The organism is Collinsella sp. AF29-7AC (assembly GCF_003475665.1).
In the GTDB taxonomy this organism is placed as follows: Bacteria; Actinomycetota; Coriobacteriia; order Coriobacteriales; family Coriobacteriaceae; genus Collinsella.
The window spans coordinates 109,452-128,170 of the sequence record NZ_QRQX01000007.1 but is presented as its reverse complement, the minus strand read 5'-3'; the positions used below and the strand labels follow the sequence as shown (position 1 = coordinate 128,170).

The 18,719-nt window shown below is 57.2% G+C and carries 21 protein-coding genes and 1 pseudogene; 9 read left to right on the top strand and 13 right to left on the bottom strand.

Going from position 1 to position 18,719, the window contains the following annotated elements; translation table 11 throughout:
* The 3 genes and pseudogenes from DWZ15_RS04900 to DWZ15_RS04890 form a co-directional block, all read right to left on the bottom strand.
* Positions 1–340: pseudogene (locus tag DWZ15_RS04900) on the bottom strand (lantibiotic ABC transporter permease); the annotation flags it as partial.
* Positions 341–375: 35 nt separating this feature from the next.
* The gene (locus tag DWZ15_RS04895) at positions 376–1,146 is read right to left on the bottom strand and encodes a hypothetical protein (protein ID WP_118449700.1); all 771 of its coding nucleotides are present in this window, start codon (positions 1,144–1,146) and stop codon (positions 376–378) included.
* The gene (locus DWZ15_RS04890; RefSeq protein ID WP_118449698.1) at positions 1,143–1,871 is read right to left on the bottom strand and encodes a lantibiotic protection ABC transporter ATP-binding protein; all 729 of its coding nucleotides are present in this window, start codon (positions 1,869–1,871) and stop codon (positions 1,143–1,145) included. The genes DWZ15_RS04895 and DWZ15_RS04890 overlap by 4 nt, the downstream gene beginning before the upstream one ends.
* A 396-nt stretch (positions 1,872–2,267) precedes the next feature.
* On the opposite strand from DWZ15_RS04890, the gene DWZ15_RS04885 reads away from it, so the two are divergent.
* From DWZ15_RS04885 to DWZ15_RS04860, 6 genes are all read left to right on the top strand, one after another.
* Positions 2,268–2,972: a CDP-alcohol phosphatidyltransferase family protein gene (locus DWZ15_RS04885; protein WP_118449696.1), complete on the top strand. Its 705-nt coding sequence runs from the start codon at positions 2,268–2,270 to the stop codon at positions 2,970–2,972.
* 66 nt (positions 2,973–3,038) lie between these two features.
* Entirely contained in the window at positions 3,039–3,473 is a 435-nt protein-coding gene (locus DWZ15_RS04880; protein ID WP_006236002.1) for an FHA domain-containing protein, read from the top strand.
* A 3-nt stretch (positions 3,474–3,476) separates the two neighbouring features.
* A complete protein-coding gene (locus DWZ15_RS04875; protein WP_118449694.1) occupies positions 3,477–4,355 on the top strand; it encodes a MerR family transcriptional regulator in 879 nt (292 codons plus the stop codon).
* A 40-nt stretch (positions 4,356–4,395) separates the two neighbouring features.
* Positions 4,396–4,926, top strand: coding sequence for an adenine phosphoribosyltransferase (locus DWZ15_RS04870; protein WP_118449692.1), 531 nt, complete (start codon positions 4,396–4,398; stop codon positions 4,924–4,926).
* Between the two features lie 32 nt (positions 4,927–4,958).
* Entirely contained in the window at positions 4,959–6,086 is a 1,128-nt protein-coding gene (locus DWZ15_RS04865) for an NlpC/P60 family protein (RefSeq protein ID WP_199580030.1), read from the top strand.
* Positions 6,087–6,251: 165 nt separating this feature from the next.
* Positions 6,252–7,118, top strand: a complete 867-nt coding sequence (locus tag DWZ15_RS04860; protein ID WP_118449690.1) for a DegV family protein — start codon at positions 6,252–6,254, stop codon at positions 7,116–7,118.
* 73 nt (positions 7,119–7,191) lie between these two features.
* Here the strand turns inward: DWZ15_RS04860 and DWZ15_RS04855 are convergent, their stop codons facing one another.
* Together DWZ15_RS04855 and DWZ15_RS04850 are read right to left on the bottom strand one after the other, a co-directional pair.
* The gene (locus tag DWZ15_RS04855) at positions 7,192–7,803 is read right to left on the bottom strand and encodes a DUF1836 domain-containing protein (RefSeq protein WP_199413477.1); all 612 of its coding nucleotides are present in this window, start codon (positions 7,801–7,803) and stop codon (positions 7,192–7,194) included.
* 153 nt (positions 7,804–7,956) lie between these two features.
* Complete coding sequence (locus DWZ15_RS04850) at positions 7,957–8,895, bottom strand: NAD(P)/FAD-dependent oxidoreductase (RefSeq protein ID WP_118449688.1); 939 nt, start codon at positions 8,893–8,895, stop codon at positions 7,957–7,959.
* A 118-nt stretch (positions 8,896–9,013) separates the two neighbouring features.
* On the opposite strand from DWZ15_RS04850, the gene DWZ15_RS04845 reads away from it, so the two are divergent.
* Positions 9,014–10,315: a glycosyltransferase gene (locus DWZ15_RS04845; protein WP_118267298.1), complete on the top strand. Its 1,302-nt coding sequence runs from the start codon at positions 9,014–9,016 to the stop codon at positions 10,313–10,315.
* Positions 10,316–10,708: 393 nt separating this feature from the next.
* Here the strand turns inward: DWZ15_RS04845 and dut are convergent, their stop codons facing one another.
* The 3 genes from dut to DWZ15_RS04830 are packed head-to-tail and all read right to left on the bottom strand — an operon-like array spanning position 10,709 to position 12,104.
* A complete protein-coding gene (gene dut / locus DWZ15_RS04840; RefSeq protein WP_117635235.1) occupies positions 10,709–11,152 on the bottom strand; it encodes a dUTP diphosphatase in 444 nt (147 codons plus the stop codon).
* Positions 11,153–11,156: 4 nt separating this feature from the next.
* Positions 11,157–11,600 carry a transcriptional regulator NrdR gene (gene nrdR / locus DWZ15_RS04835; RefSeq protein ID WP_022093781.1) on the bottom strand — a complete coding sequence of 148 codons (444 nt, stop codon included), beginning with the start codon at positions 11,598–11,600 and terminating at the stop codon, positions 11,157–11,159.
* Positions 11,601–11,651: 51 nt separating this feature from the next.
* Complete coding sequence (locus DWZ15_RS04830) at positions 11,652–12,104, bottom strand: LysM peptidoglycan-binding domain-containing protein (protein ID WP_117635236.1); 453 nt, start codon at positions 12,102–12,104, stop codon at positions 11,652–11,654.
* Positions 12,105–12,264: 160 nt separating this feature from the next.
* Here DWZ15_RS04830 and lexA point away from each other — a divergent pair, with 160 nt between their 5' ends.
* Complete coding sequence (lexA, locus tag DWZ15_RS04825; RefSeq protein WP_055250104.1) at positions 12,265–12,909, top strand: transcriptional repressor LexA; 645 nt, start codon at positions 12,265–12,267, stop codon at positions 12,907–12,909.
* On the top strand, positions 12,909–13,613 hold the full coding sequence (locus DWZ15_RS04820) for a heparan-alpha-glucosaminide N-acetyltransferase (RefSeq protein WP_117854742.1): 705 nt from the start codon (positions 12,909–12,911) through the stop codon (positions 13,611–13,613). Before lexA ends, DWZ15_RS04820 begins: the two co-directional genes overlap by 1 nt.
* On the opposite strand, the gene hflX is transcribed toward DWZ15_RS04820, so the two are convergent.
* From hflX to DWZ15_RS04795, 5 genes are all read right to left on the bottom strand, one after another.
* On the bottom strand, positions 13,598–14,887 hold the full coding sequence (gene hflX / locus DWZ15_RS04815; protein WP_118449686.1) for a GTPase HflX: 1,290 nt from the start codon (positions 14,885–14,887) through the stop codon (positions 13,598–13,600). The genes DWZ15_RS04820 and hflX overlap by 16 nt on opposite strands.
* A complete protein-coding gene (gene miaA / locus DWZ15_RS04810; RefSeq protein ID WP_118449684.1) occupies positions 14,887–15,825 on the bottom strand; it encodes a tRNA (adenosine(37)-N6)-dimethylallyltransferase MiaA in 939 nt (312 codons plus the stop codon). Before miaA ends, hflX begins: the two co-directional genes overlap by 1 nt.
* Positions 15,825–17,195 (bottom strand): tRNA (N6-isopentenyl adenosine(37)-C2)-methylthiotransferase MiaB, encoded by a 1,371-nt coding sequence (gene miaB, locus DWZ15_RS04805; protein WP_118449682.1) that lies wholly within the window; start codon positions 17,193–17,195, stop codon positions 15,825–15,827. Before miaB ends, miaA begins: the two co-directional genes overlap by 1 nt.
* Before the next feature lie 45 nt (positions 17,196–17,240).
* Positions 17,241–17,558, bottom strand: a complete 318-nt coding sequence (locus DWZ15_RS04800; protein ID WP_006235982.1) for a stage V sporulation protein S — start codon at positions 17,556–17,558, stop codon at positions 17,241–17,243.
* A gap of 74 nt (positions 17,559–17,632) precedes the next feature.
* The gene (locus DWZ15_RS04795; RefSeq protein WP_118449680.1) at positions 17,633–18,718 is read right to left on the bottom strand and encodes an ATP-binding protein; all 1,086 of its coding nucleotides are present in this window, start codon (positions 18,716–18,718) and stop codon (positions 17,633–17,635) included.
* Position 18,719 lies beyond the last annotated feature (1 nt).

Sequence of the window (18,719 nt, the reverse complement as noted above, 5' to 3'; positions counted from 1 at the left end):
CGAGCGCCACGGCCAGCGCGCCCGCGCCGAGCGCCGCAAGGGCGAGCAGCTTCGCCGCGACGGCGCGCCCGCGCGAGGGGACCGCCGTGAGGTTGGCGAGGCGCCCGGCAGCGCGCTCCTCGTCCACGGCGAGCCCGCAGACGATGGCGGACATGAGCGGCATGAGGGCGCCGAGGAACTGGGCATAGGCGTCCGCGCCCAGCGCCGGGTCCCATCGGGTTACGGAGAAGTACTCGCCGCAGGCAAGACCGGCTGCCAGGCCGCAGGCGAGGTGCACCGCCGAGAGCGGGGAGCGCGCCAGGCGCAGGGCCTCGGAGAGCAGGGCCCGCGGGAGAGTCATGCGCGGCGTCGGGTCGGAGAGTCGTGTCATGGCCATCACCGCTCCTCGGAGCGCGCGAACCAGGCCGCGCCCGCCGCCGTGAGCGCGGCGAACGCGAGCGCGCAGACCGCAAGGCCCGCCAGCGTGAGCATGCCATCCGCCGCGAGCGCCCCGCCGAGCGCCATGTCCGCCGCGAGCGGCTCGCCGCTCGGCAGCACGGGGATGAAGCTCGTGGGGATGACCATGCTCGCCGACGGCGGAAAGAGCTGCGGCAGCGGCACCAACGACCAGGCGAACCCACCCACGAGCTGCGCGGCGAGCGGGCAGAAGATGCCCGCGAGCATGCCGAACCGCGCCGTGAGGAAGAGCCCTGCGGGGATCATCCACGCCGCGGTCACCGTGTTGACGAGCGCGCAGAGGAGCATCGTGAGCGTGCCCGCGGCCGTGAGGCCCTGCGAGGAGAACGCCGATCCCGCGAGGTAGATGCCGAAGACCACGAGGTTCGAGAGCGTGCAGAGCGCGAGGCACCAGAGCGCCTTGGCCCACCAGGCGCGCCCGAGCGGGAAGCCCAGGCCCAGAAGCCCCCGCATCCGCGTGCGAGCGTCCGCCCGCGCGACGCACGCCACCACGAGTGAGAGAGACACGGGCAGGAAGAGCGCGTACCAGTAGTTCCACGCGCTGAAGATCTGCACGCCCCGGTAGGGCATCGCGCCGAGCAGCGGCATCGGCAGCGCCATGAGCACGGCCAGGCGAACCGGTGCCGCGTGGCGCGACTTCAGGGCCTCGGCGCGCAGGGCCGCGAGCAGGCCGCCTTTCTCGCCCGTCATGCCGCCACCTCCCCGCGCGCTCGTCGCCCTTCCCGGCAGAAGCTCATGAAGAGTTCCTCGAGGTCCTGCCCGGGACGAAGCGTATCCTCGTAGGCGAGGCGCCCCCCGCAGATGATGCCGATGGTGTCCGCCATCTGCTGCACCTCGGAGAGGATGTGGCTCGAGACGATCACCGTCGTACCCGCCGCCGCGAAGCCGCGGATCTGGTCGCGCAGCTCCTCGATGCCGATGGGGTCGAGGCCGTTGGTGGGCTCGTCGAGCACGAGCAGGCGTGGCCGGGCGATCAGCGCCAGCGCGAGCCCCAGGCGCTGCCGCATGCCCATCGAGAAGCGCCCGGCGCGCTTCTTCCCGGTGTCCGCGAGGTCCACGGCGGCGAGCACCTCATCTATGCGGCTCTCGGGAAGGCCCAGCAGCGTGGTGCGCACGCGCAGGTTCTCGCGCGCGGTGAGGTTGGGGTAGAGCGGCGCCCCCTCGATGAGGCTGCCGATTGCGTAGAGGTCCTCGCGGCGCCAGGCGTGCCCGGCAAAGAGGATCTCCCCGGCCGTCGGCCGCAGCATCCCGCAGATCATCTTGAGCGTTGTCGACTTGCCGGCGCCGTTGGGGCCGAGCAGCCCGTACACCTCGCCCTCGCGGATATGAAGGCTCACGTCGGCCACGGCGTCCTGCGCTTGGTCGCCGCGGCCGAAGCGCTTGGTGAGCCCGCGCGTCTCGAGCATGTAACCCATGGGTTCGTCCTTTCTCTTCCGGGCGCGCGGGCCGAGTCGCCGTGCCCGCGCGCCTCACCTTTCGGGTTCACCATCCATGGTGGGGCGCGTTTCTAACGAAGCCGTAACGGCCGTTGGGCTCTTTTGGCGCCAGCCCTTCTCGACCCGCACATCATGATTAATTTGCTTAAGGCAACAACTTTCCCGATCGATGTAATCACCGAATCAAAACGTGTACATCACCCTCCAAAACCGACATTTTTCGGCATGTTTGGAGGCTGATGTACACGAATGTGAAATCCACCGCCGCCCAAAAGCGCCTTCCTTATGTCTGGACTCTCTATGCTTACGCTGGATAGACATCGCCGGAACGGGTATAGTAGCGAAAGTTTTGTCGTTAACCAGCGGGGGAGTCCTGTGGGCATCAAAAAGAAGATCAAAAAGGAGCTTATCGGCACTTCCGATTACCCGTCGAATAAGATCTTTACGATCTCCAATTTCATCACCTTTACGCGCCTGATCCTCACCCTGGTATTTCTGTACCTGTTTGTGACGGATAACAACCGCGTCATCGCCATCGTTATCTACGCCGTTGCCGCCTCTACCGACTGGATGGACGGTCAGATCGCCCGCATGACCAAGACGGTCTCGTGGCTCGGCAAGGTCATGGATCCCATCTGCGACCGTGCGCTGCTGTTCACCGGCGTACTTGGGCTGGTGGTCCGCGGAGAGCTGCCCATCTGGGTCTGCGTGCTCATTATTGGCCGCGACATCTATCTGGGCATCGGCACGCTTATCGTTCGTCATTATCACCGTCGCCCCATCGATGTCGTCTTTCCCGGAAAGATTGCCACGGCGCTGCTCATGACCGGCTTCTCGCTCACGCTGCTCGGGTTCCCCGTTATTGACGGCCTGCATCTTTTACCTTCAACCCTTACGGCCTTCCCGGGCCTCAACGGAAGCTCGGTGCCCCTCGGCATCTTCTTTGTGTACGGCGGCGTGATCTTCTCCATGCTCACGGCTGTCATCTATTCCATTAAGGGCGGAGTGGCCATTAAACAGGCTCTCGCGCATCCCGAGGACGAGGACATCGACTTTCTGAACCCTGAAATCGAAGACTGATTCGTTGGGGTATGATTACGTACGGTTCATTATTTGCGGCACGTCCGCGATAAGTTAGGGGTTGTCATGGACAACATGGTTAACAATATGCCTCAGAATGATAAGACTGCTGACGCTACCTGCGTATTCCGCGTGCCTTCAAGCGACGTCACCGTTCCCGACCTCATGGCCAACGTGCGCATCACCGCCCCCGTTCTGTCCATCGTCAAGGGTCCGCAGACTGGTGCCGCCTTTGAGCTCGAGGACGACGTGACCACCATCGGCCGCGATCCTGCGAACGGCATCTTCCTCAATGACATGACCGTATCGCGCAGCCACGCGCGCATTATCCGCGAGGGCCTCGGCGCTCGCATCGAGGATCTGGGCTCGCTCAATGGCACCTGGGTCGACGGTGCCATCGTCAATGCAGCCCCGCTGCACGACGGTTCTTCCGTCCAGATCGGTACGTTTACGCTCATCTACCACGAGAGCACGCCGGAGCGCATCGAAACCGGTGAGTAGGGCATGGCCGAACGCAACTATCTGAGTATCGGCCAAGTCGTCAACCTACTTCGAGGCGCATACCCCGATCTTTCGAACTCAAAAATTAGATTTCTAGAAGATGAGGGGCTCATTACCCCTCATCGTACGCCTAAGGGATACCGTCAGTACTCTAAGGAGGACGTTGATCGCCTGGAGGTCATCCTGCATTTGCAGAAGACTCGCTACATGCCGCTCAACGTGATTAAGCAGCGCTTGGAAAACGCCACGGACCTGTCAACGCTCGCTTACGAGGTGGGCTTGCTGTCCGATGTTCCGCTCAAGACGGAGCCCAAGGAGACTAAGCAAAAGCTGCATCCCATTGAGACCATTCCCGATATGCTGGGCGTCGAGATTTCGTTTATCCGCTCGCTCGCCGAGAACGACCTCATTCGCATCATCAAGAGTCCGCAGAATCGTGAGCTCGTCGATGGTCGCGATTTTCCAATCATCCGCTACTGCTCCGAGCTGTCACGCTTCCATATCGAGCCCCGCAACCTGCGTCAGTACGTGTCTTCCGCCAACCGCGAGTCCTCGATGTTTGAGCAGGTGCTCGTGAGCATGCTCGGAATGGATACCTCCGATGACGAGCGCGACGCCAAGCTCGAGCGTGCGTTTAAGAAGCTTCGCGACCTGACCGAGGGTGTGCACACTGCGCTGCTCAAGAACCGCGTTTTTGAGTCGCTCAACGCCGTGGTCGAGGACGCCGACATTGATGCACTCGATGAGGAAATCGCTCGCTCCGAGTCCACCAAGGCCAAAAACGAAGAAACTGCCGCGCCGGCTTCGCACGAGGATTCTCTCGTAAAGCCGCTCAAGGTCGTCGCCCCTTCGCAATCCGGCACCGTCACCGCGGGCAAATAACCGCTGCTGATATTTCGGCAACCCATTGAAAGGTCATGCAATGTACGACTTCGAATCTCAAATCGTCGACATCCCCGACTATCCCGAGCCCGGAGTCATCTTTAAAGACATCACGCCGCTCTTTGGCAATCCCGAGGCGCTCAAAGCCATGACCGATACCCTCGCCGAGCACTTTGCCGGCATGGGAATCACCAAGGTCGTGGGTCCAGAGGCTCGCGGCTTTATGGTTGGCGTACCGGTGGCTGTAGCCCTTGGCGCCGGCTTTGTTCCCGCACGTAAACCGGGCAAGCTGCCGCGCGAGACCGTAAGCCAGAGCTACGAGCTCGAGTACGGCACCGATTCAATTGAGATCCATGCCGACGCTATCAGCTCTAAAGATACCGTGTTGATTCTGGACGACTTGGTCGCGACGGGCGGAACCGTCGAGGCAACAGGTAAACTGGTGCGAGATATGGGCGCAAAGCTTATCGGTTACGGTTGTATACTTGAGCTTGCGTTTCTCAACCCGCGCGAGAAGCTCACGCCTTCTAACGACGACGTTGAGCTCTTTAGCCTGGTAACGGTGGACTAGCCGCTACCCTTAGTTACTGGAAAGGAAGCTACATGCGCACAGCAAACACGCACAAAAACATGGCACGCTGCGCTGCTACGGCAACCCTCGCTTGTGTTTTGGGCTTGGGCCTCGCGGCTCCTGCCTACGCCGATACCGCATCCGACCTTGCCGCTGCTCGTACGAAACTCGAGCAGATCGGCACCCAAACCCAGCAGATTTACGATGAGCTTGCCACGCAGACGCAGGCGCTCGATCAGACTGCCGGCGAGATCACGCAAAAGCAGCAGGAGATCGCCGATGGTCAGGCCAAGCTCTCGACCTATGTCGCCGGCGAGTACAAAACCGGCGGTCTGAGCCTGCTTCAGGTTTTGACGGGTGTCGATGATCTGAGCGATATGCTCAACCGCCTGTTCTACTACGGCAAAGTTTCCGACAAGCAAGCTCAGACCATTCAAGAGGTCAAGGAGCTTAAGCAGCAGCTCACCGATAAGCAGGCCGAGCAGGAGAAGAACGTCGCCACCACGCAAAAGAAGGTCGACGAGCTTAACGCCCAGCAGGCTGAAGCCCAGAACGTCGTAAACTCCCTGGATTCGCAGCTGCAGGCCGAGCTTGCCGCAGAGGCCGAGGCCAACGCCGCGCTGCAGGCCGGCATCAACGCCAGCACTGCCGAGAAGGCCACGGTGAGCAACGAGACTGCCGGTACAACCGAGAACACCAACAACGGTGGCCAGACCAGCAATAACAACAACCAGGGCGGCAACACTCCGGCTCCTACGCCGGCACCTGCTTCTACACCGCAGCCCTCCACGCCCGCTCCGGCTCCGACGCCTTCTGCTCCGAGCCAGTCCGTCGATGGCGGTTCTGTTGTCTCGCGTGCATACAGCAAGCTTGGTTGCGCCTATTCCTGGGGCGGAATTGGACCGAACAGCTTCGACTGCTCTGGTTTTGTTAGCTATTGCCTCACGGGTCGCTATTGCCGCCTCGGCACCACGGGTACCTTTATGGGCTGGACGCGTGTGTCCGATCCGCAGCCCGGTGACGTTGTGGTCAACTCGTACCACACCGGCATTTACATCGGTGGTGGTCAGATGATTCATGCTTCCGACTACAACACAGGTGTTATCATCAGCTCCGTTGCCGCCGGCATGAACAACAACTATATCTTCGTGCGCTACTAAGTCATCTTACACAGCGTGTGAATGTGGACCTCGTGGCTTAAAGTCGCGAGGTCTATTTTTTTGTCTCTAATCTTGTACGGCTATCTAGTATTCAAAACTAGATAGCCGTACATTCGGTTTGCAAGATGGCTATAATTGTTGAGGAACAATTAGAAAGGACCCTCTATGAGCTGGGCACTTATCTCCGATTCAAGCTGTAACCTCCGCGATTGGCAACCGACCGCGCCCCATACCACCTTTGCATTTGCGCCCCTCAAAATTCGAGTGGGGGAGCGTGAATTCGTCGATGACCTTTCGCTCGATGTACATGAGCTCAACTGCGCTGTTCAGGCGGAGACGAACGCTTCTTCGAGCGCTTGTCCCAGCGTAGGGGAGTGGGTCGAGCTCTTCAAATTGGCAGACAAGACCATCTGCATGCCGATCTCTGAGGGCGTGTCGGGCAGCTACAATGCGGCAGCTACGGCTCGCGATATGGTTCTTGCCGAGGAGCCCGACCGACAGATTCATCTAGTCAATTCACGCGCAGCTGGCGGCAAAATGGACCTCATTTTCTTGCTGTTCGACCGCTATCTTGCAAGCAATCCGGATGTCTCATTCGAGGACGCTTGCGCATACTTCGATAGCCTTGAGCAGAACAGCAAAATCCTCTTCAGTTTGTGCAATTACGAAAACCTCGCCAAAGCCGGACGTATCCCTAAGGCAGCCGGCGTCATTGCCAACAAGCTCAATATCCGCATTTTGGGCACGGCGAGCGAGGCCGGTAAAATCGAACTCGTCGGGCACACGCGTGGCGAAAAGAAGATGCTCAACAAGATCATCGATACCATGGAAGCCGAGGGTTTTACGGGCGGCGAGGTCGTCATCGACCATGTGGAAAATGAGACAGGCGCCCAGGCACTTGCCGGCCGCATTGTGGAGCGCTGGCCAGGCTCCAAGACTATCATCATGCCCTGTAACGGGCTAGATTCATACTATGCCGAAATGCATGGGCTCATTATCGGCTACGGCATGGGCGTGGCTTCGGGCCAATAACGTCCAACCAAGCAAAAATACGGGCGGGACAAAGTGACAGATGGCCCTTTGTTCCGCCCGTTATATACGTTGGCTAGCTATTAAACCCATTAAACTTTAGATAGCTCATCAGGTACGCCTTCGAAACGAAGGATGAAACCGCACTGCGCACAAGCAGCGACTCACGCGTTACCTGATGCGCCGTATCGGGAACCGGCGTCTGCTCGACGGAAAACGCCGAACGAATCGATGCCTCGAGCTGATCGACCACATAATCGAAGGCCGTCGGGGCATCGTAGCTCAAACGCTGAATGTTAAAGAGTGCCTGCACCGCAGCAATAGGTAACACCTGCTTAAAGAGGCAGATAGCGATCAGGCGGGCAATCTGCTCGCGGCCATATTGCTTTTTAACCGGAGCAGGCACCAGGCCGACCTTAACGTAGTTGTTGATCATCGATGGCGTAATGACAGGTTGCTCAACGCAAATGGACAGCGGCTCCATCCACAGCGCAACATACTCAATGACCTGGTCGCGGTAGAGCGTCACATTGGGCAACTGGTTATAGCGCGGCAGACTCAACGTATTGAGTTTACGCACGATATCGGACTGAATGAATGCATCGGGCAGCACCGTGGGCTGAATATCCTCGGGCTTAATGCTGACCGACGAATCGGACATCGGAATAACGTGTTTAACGTGGTTCATAAAGGTCCTCCGTTCATTTTCTATATTGTATTCTAGGTTATCTAGTTTTGCATACCACATAGCCGGCAAGAAAATTGGCGGGACAGTGCACTGATGCTTCGTCCCGCCAATTAGTAAATTGATAACAACCTTACATAAGATATATTATCGTACTTATCCACGGAGAAACGCGTATGCGCTCGTTGCCGCTATGGCTCCGTCCGAAACAGCGGTCACAACCTGGCGTAAACGTTTGGAACGGATATCGCCAGCGGCAAATAGACCTGGCGTGCGGGTCGCCATGGATTCATCAGTCAGAATGCCGCCATCAGGCGCCAGATCGACTAGATGCTCAACAAGCTCGGTATGGGGCTGCGTTCCGGTAAAAACAAAGATGCCAAACGAGCCGGGCTCAAATGACTCGGTATGAGTCTCGCCGGATGCATTGTCCTTAAAGGTAATCGTCGTTGGCATGGCTTCTCCCGATAGCTCCACAATACTAGTTTGGTACCTAACTGTAATATTGTCCTTTGCGAGTACTTTCTGAACAACACCATCGGGCGCACGGAACTGGTCGCGGCGCAGCACGATGGTCACACTGTTGGCAATGTCGGACAGGAACAGAGCCTCTTCGCATGCCGAATTGCCACCACCGATTACAAAAACCTGCTTGCCGCGGAAAAACATGCCGTCACATGTTGCGCAATATGAAACGCCACGACCGCGATACGTATCCTCGCCTGCGAAACCTGCCGGACGCGGCGTGGCACCCATGCAAGCGATAACGCTCGAGGCCAGCGTATCGCCCATATCGTGATGCACCGTAAACAACGCTGCATCGGCATCGTAATCGACACCCGTAACCATGCTCCATGCAACCTGTGCTCCCAGGCCCTCTGCATGCTGCTGAAAACGCTCGCCGAGTTCGGCGCCACTCAGGAGCGAGATACCCGGATAGTTCTCGACCTCATTGGTTGTGGCGATCTGCCCTCCCGACATGCCCTGCTCAATCACGGTCGTCGTCAGGTTAGCACGCGCAGCATAAATGGCGGCAGCATAGCCCGCGGGGCCGCCACCGATAATCGCAACATCGATCGGCTTATCGGTAGTCATGAAGCGTCCTTTCGTCGAAACGTTGTCGTTCTTTGCGCTCATACCCAAATTTACGTGAACGTGACACTCATGCACTACAATGATAAATCCGTATTACAAAGCTGAAGGGGAGTTATCGATGGACCAGGCGCAGACGAGTGACGACGCTCCCCTGCTCACGCACAGCACTCCCCAATCGGAGCAAACCACGCTCCTGGCTCAGCAAAAACCTCTCGTGACCATCGTGCACGCCTCCGTTGGCTCGGGCCACAAGGCCGCCGCAAATGCGATTGCGCAGGCATTCGACCTCATCCGCGGCACCAATGGCATCCCCGAGGATATTGAGATTGAAGTGCTCGATATCCTTGATTTTGGACGTATTAAATTCGACGGCAATAAGACCGCGGCTTCTTTTACGGGAGCCACGCGCCCCATTTACGACCTGACCTGGCGATATACGCTTACGGGACATCTTCTCTGGGGTGGCGGAACGGCATGGTCGCGAATTATGTTCCCCGCCTTCAACGAATATATTCGTAGCCGCAGGCCCATAGCCGTGGTTGCAACGCACATCACAGCAGCCAATGTTGCCGTGGGCGCCCGCGTAATTACGGGTATCGATTATCCGGTCATCTGCGTACCGACCGACTACGAAGTCGAGGGATGGTGGCCCCACAAGGACACCGATTTATTCTGTGTTGCCAACGAATTTATGGCCGAAACGCTGCGTCCGCGCAAGGTGCTCGAAACAAAGATTCGCATTACCGGCATTCCTATTCGCGCCGGATTCGACACGGATTATGATCGCGAAGAAGAGCTAGCTAAGTTCAACCTCCCCACCGACAAGACCGTCGTGCTGGTAATGGCCGGTGCCAGCTTGCCTCAACCGTACGTTCGCTTTCGCGCGGAGATGGACCGCACCCTCCCCTTCCTACGCAGCTTCGAAGACATGCACTTTGTCTTTTTGCCGGGCAAGGATAAGGAATACGCCGCCCGCCTCAAGACACTCTTCGATGCCATGAAGCTCGAAAATGTCACGGTGCTGGACTATGTCGACGACATGGCGGCCCTCATGCACGGCTGCGACCTGGCAATTCTCAAATCGGGCGGACTCACCGTCACCGAATGCCTGTGCGCACACCTGCCGATGATCCTGCTGGGCAAGTCCTATGGCCAGGAAAAGGCCAACACCACCATGCTCACCGGCATGGGCGCCAGCATGCATGTCACCACCGCACGAGAGCTCATCGTGACGTTGCGTCATCTCCACGATCATCCTGAGTCGCTCAAGGCACTGCTCATCAACGGCGAAGTACTACGCCGCCCCCACGCAGCCGAAGACATAGCCATCGCAACCATGGAGCTCGTAGGCAAACCCCAAAAGCGCAAACGAGCCTTCTGCCGCTTCTACTGGGGCGAAAAACCTGCGCATATCAGGTAGCGTCTTAATGTCCGCTTACCTGTGGGAGGCCCCTATATATCATCCCGTGCTCAAACATTCTCGCTTCGCTGCGAAACTGCGCGCGGGACGATATATAGGGGCCTCCCACAGGTAAGCTGCGTTAACGTACCAGCGGCTATACCAGATTCCCCACCAGTAGAATCTGCAAAGGGGAACCAGAGAATATAAATACAGTAAGTCGATGCGACAAAGGAGGCGTCCCTTCATCGCATCGACTTACTAGAAAAGTAAATATTGTTTCAAGCGAGTAGCCGCCCGCCCGGGGCTTACCTATATCGTTCCACGCGCAGTTTCGCAGCGAGCGAAGCGACGCGAGAATGTTTGAGCATGGAATGATATAGGTAAGCCCCGGGCGGGAGGGATACGAGCGCCCTAGGCGATGCCGCTGGAGCCGAAGCCTCCTTTGCCTCGGTCGGTTTCGTCTAGTTCTTCTACTTCTATGAGATTGACCGTGGGGACTTCTTGGATGACGAGTTGGGCTATGCGGTCGCCTTTGTTGATTTGGATGTCGTTGGAGGGATCCAAGTTGATAAGGATAACCTTAAGCTCACCTCGATAGTGAGCATCAATGAGGCCCGGCGTGTTGACTATAGACAGGCCCTGCTTGATGGCCAAGCCGCTGCGGGGCTGGACGAAGCCGGCGTAGCCATCGGGCAGGGCGATGGCCAGCCCCGTAGAGACCAGACGGCGTTCGAAGGGCTTCAGGACGCAGTCCTCGTTGGAGCGTAAATCCAAGCCGGCATCGGTGGGATGGGCGTATTTGGGAAGCTCGACGGTGGGGTCGAGACGCTTTATGTTGACGGAAATGTTGGACATGGAATCACCTTAGCTTGTCGAGCTCTTGCAGAAACTCATCGACGTCTTTGAAATCACGGTAGACCGAGGCAAAACGGATGTACGCCACCTTGTCGATCTTAGCCAAGCGCTTGAGCACCATGTCACCCAACTCATGGGACGTGACGGCCGTCAGCGTGCGAGAGCGAAGCTCGACCTCGATGTCATCGATAATCTCATTGAGCTTCTTAGTGTCGATATCGCGCTTGATGGTGGCGCGCATCAAGCCGACAAGAAGCTTATTGCGATCGAACCGCTGCTTGGTTCCATCTGACTTAATGACCTCGATAGGGTCCTCGCATCGCTCAAACGTTGTAAAGCGGTAGTTACACGAGCAACATTCGCGACGGCGCTTAATGGTGTTATTTGACTCCTGCATACGGGAATCAACGACGCGGGTATGTGCCTTGCCGCATTTGGGACAGCGCATGGTACCTCCTCTTAAACGATAACAAGGGTACCATGCGCAGCGCGATAATGATTACGAACGAGCAGGAACCTTAAGATGCGCACCAGCGGCGAGCGAACCATGCTCCAGATGATTGACGTTACGGATCATGTCGGAAGTCTCTTGCGTGGAAAGGCCTTCGATTGGATATTCCTCGGCAAGCGACCAAAGAGAATCGCCAGTCTGAACGCGAATGGTCTCGTAAGTAATGTTGGAAACGGACTCGGCATACGCGGCATGACGAGCGCTAAAGACCGAAGTAGCGAGGACAAAGAAGAGCGTAAGCGCAACGGCGACGGCGACAATCGTCGGAACCTTCAGGGCAACGCGGGCTGGCGCGACTACAGCCTGCTGATTGCGCACAGGCTTTACGGTCAAAGGCTGAAAGCCGGAGCGGCCACCCTGAACAACCGTAAAAGTGGGTTCTGCAGGCGTCTCGAGCTTAAGGGCGAGGTTTCCCTGGACCATATTCGTTACGTTCATCATGTTCTCCTCTCGCGTGTTTTGCTGAGAACAGTTTTATCAAGCCGCGCGGACAAAAATGTCTAGCGCGAGAACGAATGTTCGGTTATTATTATCTTCGAACAGTTGTTCCTGTCAAGCAAAATTCGAACATTTGTTTGACATGGGTAGAGAGGATGCCCTGATGGCTCGCAAAATTACCAAGCGTCAGCAGCAAATTTACGACTTCATCAAGGAATATCAGCAGGAGAAGGGTTATCCGCCCAGCGTGCGCGAGATGGCTTCTGCCGTGGGCCTTTCCTCCCCCAGCACCGTGCACGCCCATCTCTCTGCCCTGGAGGCGCGCGGGCTACTCAAGCGCGATGCCACCAAACCGCGCGCCCTGGAACTCTTTAACGAGGACGGTTCCTCTGTCTCAATTTCTAAATCTGACGAGCCCACCGCACCTCGCGGAACGGTCTCGCTACCGCTCGTTGGTCGCGTCGCGGCTGGGATCCCCATTCTGGCCGAGCAGAATATCGAAGACACGTTTACTATCCCGACCGAAATCGCGACTGATCAGGGTTCCTTTATCCTTGAGGTGCATGGGAGCTCAATGATCAATGTCGGCATCTTCAATGGCGATTACATCATCGTCCGTGAACAAAAGAATGCCATGAACGGCGAAATTGTCGTGGCTATGATCGATGGTTCAGCGACCGTCAAGACGTTCTACAAGGAGCAGGGACGCGTACGCCTGCAGCCTGAGAATGACACCATGGAGCCTATCTATGCAACGAATCCCGTTATCCTGGGCAAAGTCGTCGGCTTGATGCGCCGGTTCTCGTAATGCAAAAACGCATAACCATCTTTGATACCGTCCGCGGGTTTACGATGATTTCTATGGCAGGTTTTCACGCTTGCTATGATCTTGCCTACCTGTACGGCTGGGATATGCCTTGGTTTACCCAGACTGTCTTTCAAGACGTCTGGCGCGCCAGCATCAGCTGGGTATTTTTGTTTATCGCGGGTTGGATGTGCACTCTTTCGCGCAACAATATCAAACGTGCCGCCAAATACGCCTTAGCAGCACTCGTTGTCTGGTTGGCAACAACACTTGTCTCAGTCGACGATTCGGTTAATTTTGGCATCATCTACTGCATGGCCGCATGCACCGGCATCGTGGCGTTGACCGATCCCGTCCTTAAGAAGATAACGGCGAGATGGGGCATGCCCCTATGCCTTGTGTTGTTCGCCCTCACCTGGAGCATCCCCAAAACGATCTACCCTGTCCCCTACCTGGCGTGGCTGGGATTTCCGAGCCCTGGGTTTGTCTCAGGTGATTACTACCCCATCATCCCGTTTATCTTTATGTATCTTGCAGGATACTTCGCCGCACACATAGCGCAGAGTATCGATAAGACCGTCCCTAGCTGGGCCTACGCCAACCCCCTGCCGGCGCTCGCCAGCCTTGGACGTCACGCTCTCCCCTTTTATCTGCTGCATCAGCCCATCATTCTGGGCATTTTGGAGCTCGTCTACTCGGTGCGATAACGCTCGAGCCGCGGTGCAATACGAGCCGGCAACTTCGCCACAATGCGAACGCCGTCCTCGAGATATTCCTCATGCAGAAGGGTTCCCTGCTCATGCACCAGCGTGATGAGAGCGCCCTCGCGATACGGGATATCAGCGGAGAGCAACACATCGGTGGCAGCTGCCTCGCGAGCAATGCGATCGACGAGATCGTCGAGCCCCTCGCCCGTTTGGGCCGAGAACAGAACGGCTTCTGGATAGCGACGACGGAAACTCAATCGATCAACGCTATCGAGAAGATCGATTTTATTGAATACGGTCAGCGTTAAACGCTCTCCGGCGCCGATCTCATCAAGCACGCGGTCGACAGCCTCCAGCTGCCGCTCATAGTCCTCGTCAGACGCATCTACGACTTTGAGAATTAGATCGGCACCCAAAACCTCGGACAGCGTCGATTTAAAGGCATCGACCAGACCATGGGGCAGCTTTTGAATAAAGCCGACGGTATCGGTAATCGTCATGCCGCGACCGCCGGGCAGGCGATACGAACGCGTCGTCGGGTCGAGCGTAGCAAACAGCTTGTCCTGCGAAAGTACCGTAGAGCCGGTCAGACGATTGAGCAACGTCGATTTACCGGCATTGGTATAACCGGCTAACGCGACGCGAAACGCCGGTGACTCAATGCGGTTCTTGGATTGAACATCGCGACGCTGTTCAACCTGCTTGAGCTCACGACGAAGCGCAGCGATCTTATTACGAATGAGGCGACGGTCGACCTCGAGCTGACTTTCGCCCTGACCAAAACGTGAGCCGATGCCGCCGCGCGTCTGCTCCTTGGCGAGATGGCTCCACATGCCACGCAGGCGAGGCAACAAATATTGAAGCTGTGCCAGCTGTACCTGCAGGCGTCCCTCACGCGTCTGAGCATGCAGGCCAAAGATATCTAGGATCAGTGCTGTACGATCGATAATCTTTACCGGCTCGCCCACGGCTTTCTCCAAATAGGATTGCTGCGAGGGGGTCAGGTCGTCGTCAAAAATAACGACATCGGCATCCATGCGATGCACCAGGCCGCACAGCTCTTCAACCTTACCGGAACCGATAAACGATTTAGGATACGGCTTTACCAAACGCTGCGACAAGCGTGCCACGCACTGGGCACCAGCTGTGTGGGCAAGACGCTCCAGCTCATCAAGCGAGCGATCGAGCGGCCATGTATTGTCGCACCACTCAACACCAACTAAAATGGCACGCTCGGGCTCGGGTGCCGTGGGAACAAGGGGGAAACGGGCCATTAGGCAGCCTCAATACGATGCAGGATATCCTCAACGACCTCATCGATCGTACATTCATCCATATCAAACCACGCGATACGGTCATCACGCTTAAACCACGAAAGCTGACGCTTGGCATAACGACGCGAACGCATCTTAATGAGTTCGCGAGCCTCATCCATGCTCATCACGCCATTGAAAGCATCGATGATCTCTTTATAGCCAATTGCCTGCATCGACGTCAGGGCATCACCCAGCCCCTGGCCCATAAGACCGCGGACCTCATCGACAAGACCCTGCTCAAACATCAGATCGACGCGCAGGTTAATGCGCTCGTAGAGCACCTCGCGATTACGCGTCAGACCAAACCATAGGGCATGATAATGCTCGTGCGGAACACTAAACTGCGACTTTTGCTGCGCATAGGAGACGCCATCATCATGCATCTCAAGCGCGCGAATCACACGCCGCACGTTATGGGGATGAATAACAGCAGCCGATTCTGGATCGCGCTCGGCAAGCAGGGCATGCAGCTCTTCCTCGCCAATACGCTCGAAAAGCTCCTGATAGCCCGCACGGCGATCGTCCTCAAGTTCACCCGAGGGAAAGTCCATCTCATCGAGGGCAGCCTTGAGATACAGCCCCGTACCTCCGCAAAAAACCGGCAGGCAACCCGAACCAAGGAGACGTTCAACATGCGCGCGAGCGTCAGCCTGATAAAGCGCAGCAGAATATGCCACACCCGGCTCTACAATGTCGACGAGACGCAGCGGCACCGTGCACTCATCGGGCGCCATCTTTGCGGTACCGATGTCCATGCCGCGATAGATTTGCATCGCATCGCACGACAGCACTTCGGACGAAAGACGAGCTGCCAAACGGTCGGCAACATCACTCTTACCAACCGCCGTCGGACCGACGATCGCAACGGCGGAAAGACCTGCCCCAGGAGAAGCCATTAGCGCGGCTCGCCCACAACGGAGCCGGACAAATACCAGGTCTTGGCAACGTCAACGTCAACATCAACGATCTTGCCAACAAGCTGATCGATGCTGTAACCCTCGGGGATAGGAGCATGCACGGTCTGATTCTTGGGACTCTTGCCCAGCAGGACCGCGTCGTTCTTTTTACTCGTTCCCTCAATGAGCGCCGGAACCACAGTATGAAGCTCGCCCTGGTTATACTCGTGTGCCGTGGTCTCGATAACCTTAACCAGGCGGTTGAAACGCTCAAGAATAACCTCATGCGGCGTAGGATCGTCAATTTCGGCGGCCGGAGTACCGGCGCGCTTGGAATAGATGAAGGTATAGGCCTGAGCATAGCGGACCGTCTCGGCAAGTGAGAGCGTCTGCTCAAAGTCTTCTTCAGTCTCGCCCGGGAAGCCAACGATAATGTCGGTCGAGAGCGCGATATCGGGCATGCGGTTGCGAATGCGATCGACCAGGCCCAGATAGTCCTCGCGTGTATAACGACGATTCATCTCTTTGAGGATCCGCGTCGAACCTGACTGGACGGCCAGGTGCAGTTGCGGCATAACGGCAGATGTCTCGGCCATGGCGTCGATGGTCTCGGGCAGCAGATCCTTGGGATGCGAAGACGTAAAGAAGATACGCTCCACGCCCGTATCGCCCACGGCACGCAGCAGATCGGCAAAACGCGGCTTGCCAAACAGATCGCGACCATATGAGTTAACGTTTTGGCCCAACAGCGTAATCTCACGCACGCCCTGGCGTACCAAACCGGTCACCTCGTCGACAATCTCCTCGAAGGGGCGGCTCTTTTCGCGACCACGCACGTACGGCACGATGCAATAGGTGCAGGAATTATTGCAGCCCGTCATGATGGGCACCCAGGCGTGATACTGGGTCTCGCGATGCCACGGCATGCTCATTGCATCCGTATCCTCATGCTCATTGGTACGAATATGACGCTTGCCATCAATGAACGCCTCGGCAATGAGCTCGGCCACATGCGCGATGGAATGCGTGCCAAAGATGACATTGACGTTATCGACGTTGGTGAGCAGACCCTCGCCATCGCGCTGCGCGATGCAGCCACCAACGGCAACCACGCGCTTGCCCGAAGGCGAAGGCGGCAGGCTTTTGCAGGAATTGCACTGACCGTACAGGCGAGTATCGGCGGCCTCGCGCACGCAGCACGTCATGAAGACAACGATATCGGCATGCGCGGGATCGAGCGCCATGAGGCAGCCATACGAATCAAGCAGACCGCTCACACGCTCGGAGTCGTGCTGATTCATCTGGCAGCCAAAGGTGCGGATAAAGTAGGTTTTACCGGCAAGAATATCGCGTACGGAACGCTGGTCCATGTGCATAAGTCCTAACGATGGGGAGCGAAACGAGGCAAGCAGAAGCTATGCCACAGGCTTAACATCATCCATGACGACGTTATCCATAGCAGCTCGATTGATCTGGTGAACGTAGATAGAAAGGCGGATGGCCGTGCGCGACTCCCCGTTAATGAGGATGTCGGAGAACACGGGCGCGCAGGAAATATCAAAACCGGTTGGAATCAAAAAACCGCGCGCGATAGCAACGGCCTTAATGGCCTGGTTGACGGCACCGGCGCCGACACACTGAATGTTGACGGGTACACCATCCTTGACCATGCCGGCGATGGCGCCGGCAACGGACGCGGGCGATGATTTGCTTGATACCTTCAGGCAATCCATGAAGAAACTCCTGCATTTAAAAGTACGTTTTAACTGCAATAACTGTATCGTACCGAGTGGACTCGGTAAAGGCACTATTCCTCTTTGGCAAGATCAAAGCTCACGGTGATTCGATCACGCGAAACACGAATCTTTGGGTCGCCGCAAAGGTTGAGATAGTACCGGGCAGCAAGGTCATTAAAGTCGCGCTCCACAGCACGCGAAAACTGTGCCATGTCATCCTTGGCAATACGTAGCCCGCGACGATCCTTCGCGAGATCGACAGGAGCCGGCGCATGCGAGGACGAATCACGCTCGCGCAGCAGACGCGCGGTCACACCGCGAACGGGCTTAATCTGCCCTGCCAAAATGCGATGGGCCGTGCGCTCGGACATCTCAAGACCCAAACCCGAACAGATACGGATAAAGTCCTCGGCATCAGAAGCAAGGCCTAAACGATCGACAACCGGAAGCTCGCTCTCATCATCAATGAACAGGAGACGAGACGTATCGAGCCGGCTTGACGCCTGAGCATAAAGGGTCGCGGCAATCTCAGACGGAGAACCAAGATAGACATCGCAACCACGCAACTCCTCGAGCGCAAACTCACAAGCAGCGCGGATAATATTATGCGGACCGCGAGCACAGACATAACGTCCGTCCTCATCCTTGACGGCCTGGGGCCAGCTGGACTGATCGGCACGCTCACTGAGGCGGTCGGCCGCGACGCTCACCTTAAAGGCTGAACCAAGATCGACACCGGACGTGACCACACGGGCCTCATCGGTGTTCTGCTTGATCGAAAACAATGCCATGCCACGGCCGTGAACGCCCCAACGGTCCATCTTCATGCTCTCGAGCTTGGAGGTAACGCGGGCATCGAAGATTCGCTCTTGCATATCCTGCGGAACGCCCGAACCGTTATCCAGAAAGACAAGCGTGCGGACGCCATCTTCCTTGGTCGTGGCGAGATAGACCTTGTCGGCGCCGGCATCGCGAGCATTACGGAGCATTTCGATGACGATGTCCTCGACATGCTGAATGTCGTGCTTAGCCTGGCGCCGCTCGGCCTCCGAAACGCGGAGGCGGACATACCCCTCGCCAAGGTTCTCCTCGAAGCGAAGGTTGCCCTCCCCCGACATCGACGCGATAAATGAGATGAGCTCGTTCGCGTCGCTCATG

Bases quoted from the DNA above. Each gene is read 5' to 3' on its own strand.
- miaB (WP_118449682.1), bottom strand. From the start codon at position 17,195: ATGGACCAGCGTTCCGTACGCGATATTCTTGCCGGTAAAACCTACTTT.
- hflX (WP_118449686.1), bottom strand. From the start codon at position 14,887: ATGGCCCGTTTCCCCCTTGTTCCCACGGCACCCGAGCCCGAGCGTGCC.
- DWZ15_RS04870 (WP_118449692.1), top strand. From the start codon at position 4,396: ATGTACGACTTCGAATCTCAAATCGTCGACATCCCCGACTATCCCGAG.
- DWZ15_RS04880 (WP_006236002.1), top strand. From the start codon at position 3,039: ATGGACAACATGGTTAACAATATGCCTCAGAATGATAAGACTGCTGAC.
- DWZ15_RS04850 (WP_118449688.1), bottom strand. From the start codon at position 8,895: ATGACTACCGATAAGCCGATCGATGTTGCGATTATCGGTGGCGGCCCC.
- DWZ15_RS04895 (WP_118449700.1), bottom strand. From the start codon at position 1,146: ATGACGGGCGAGAAAGGCGGCCTGCTCGCGGCCCTGCGCGCCGAGGCC.
- lexA (WP_055250104.1), top strand. From the start codon at position 12,265: ATGGCTCGCAAAATTACCAAGCGTCAGCAGCAAATTTACGACTTCATC.
- DWZ15_RS04860 (WP_118449690.1), top strand. From the start codon at position 6,252: ATGAGCTGGGCACTTATCTCCGATTCAAGCTGTAACCTCCGCGATTGG.
- nrdR (WP_022093781.1), bottom strand. From the start codon at position 11,600: ATGCGCTGTCCCAAATGCGGCAAGGCACATACCCGCGTCGTTGATTCC.
- miaA (WP_118449684.1), bottom strand. From the start codon at position 15,825: ATGGCTTCTCCTGGGGCAGGTCTTTCCGCCGTTGCGATCGTCGGTCCG.
- DWZ15_RS04830 (WP_117635236.1), bottom strand. From the start codon at position 12,104: ATGATGAACGTAACGAATATGGTCCAGGGAAACCTCGCCCTTAAGCTC.
- DWZ15_RS04795 (WP_118449680.1), bottom strand. From the start codon at position 18,718: ATGAGCGACGCGAACGAGCTCATCTCATTTATCGCGTCGATGTCGGGG.
- dut (WP_117635235.1), bottom strand. From the start codon at position 11,152: ATGTCCAACATTTCCGTCAACATAAAGCGTCTCGACCCCACCGTCGAG.
- DWZ15_RS04875 (WP_118449694.1), top strand. From the start codon at position 3,477: ATGGCCGAACGCAACTATCTGAGTATCGGCCAAGTCGTCAACCTACTT.
- DWZ15_RS04865 (WP_199580030.1), top strand. From the start codon at position 4,959: ATGCGCACAGCAAACACGCACAAAAACATGGCACGCTGCGCTGCTACG.
- DWZ15_RS04820 (WP_117854742.1), top strand. From the start codon at position 12,909: ATGCAAAAACGCATAACCATCTTTGATACCGTCCGCGGGTTTACGATG.
- DWZ15_RS04855 (WP_199413477.1), bottom strand. From the start codon at position 7,803: ATGAACCACGTTAAACACGTTATTCCGATGTCCGATTCGTCGGTCAGC.
- DWZ15_RS04890 (WP_118449698.1), bottom strand. From the start codon at position 1,871: ATGGGTTACATGCTCGAGACGCGCGGGCTCACCAAGCGCTTCGGCCGC.
- DWZ15_RS04845 (WP_118267298.1), top strand. From the start codon at position 9,014: ATGGACCAGGCGCAGACGAGTGACGACGCTCCCCTGCTCACGCACAGC.
- DWZ15_RS04800 (WP_006235982.1), bottom strand. From the start codon at position 17,558: ATGGATTGCCTGAAGGTATCAAGCAAATCATCGCCCGCGTCCGTTGCC.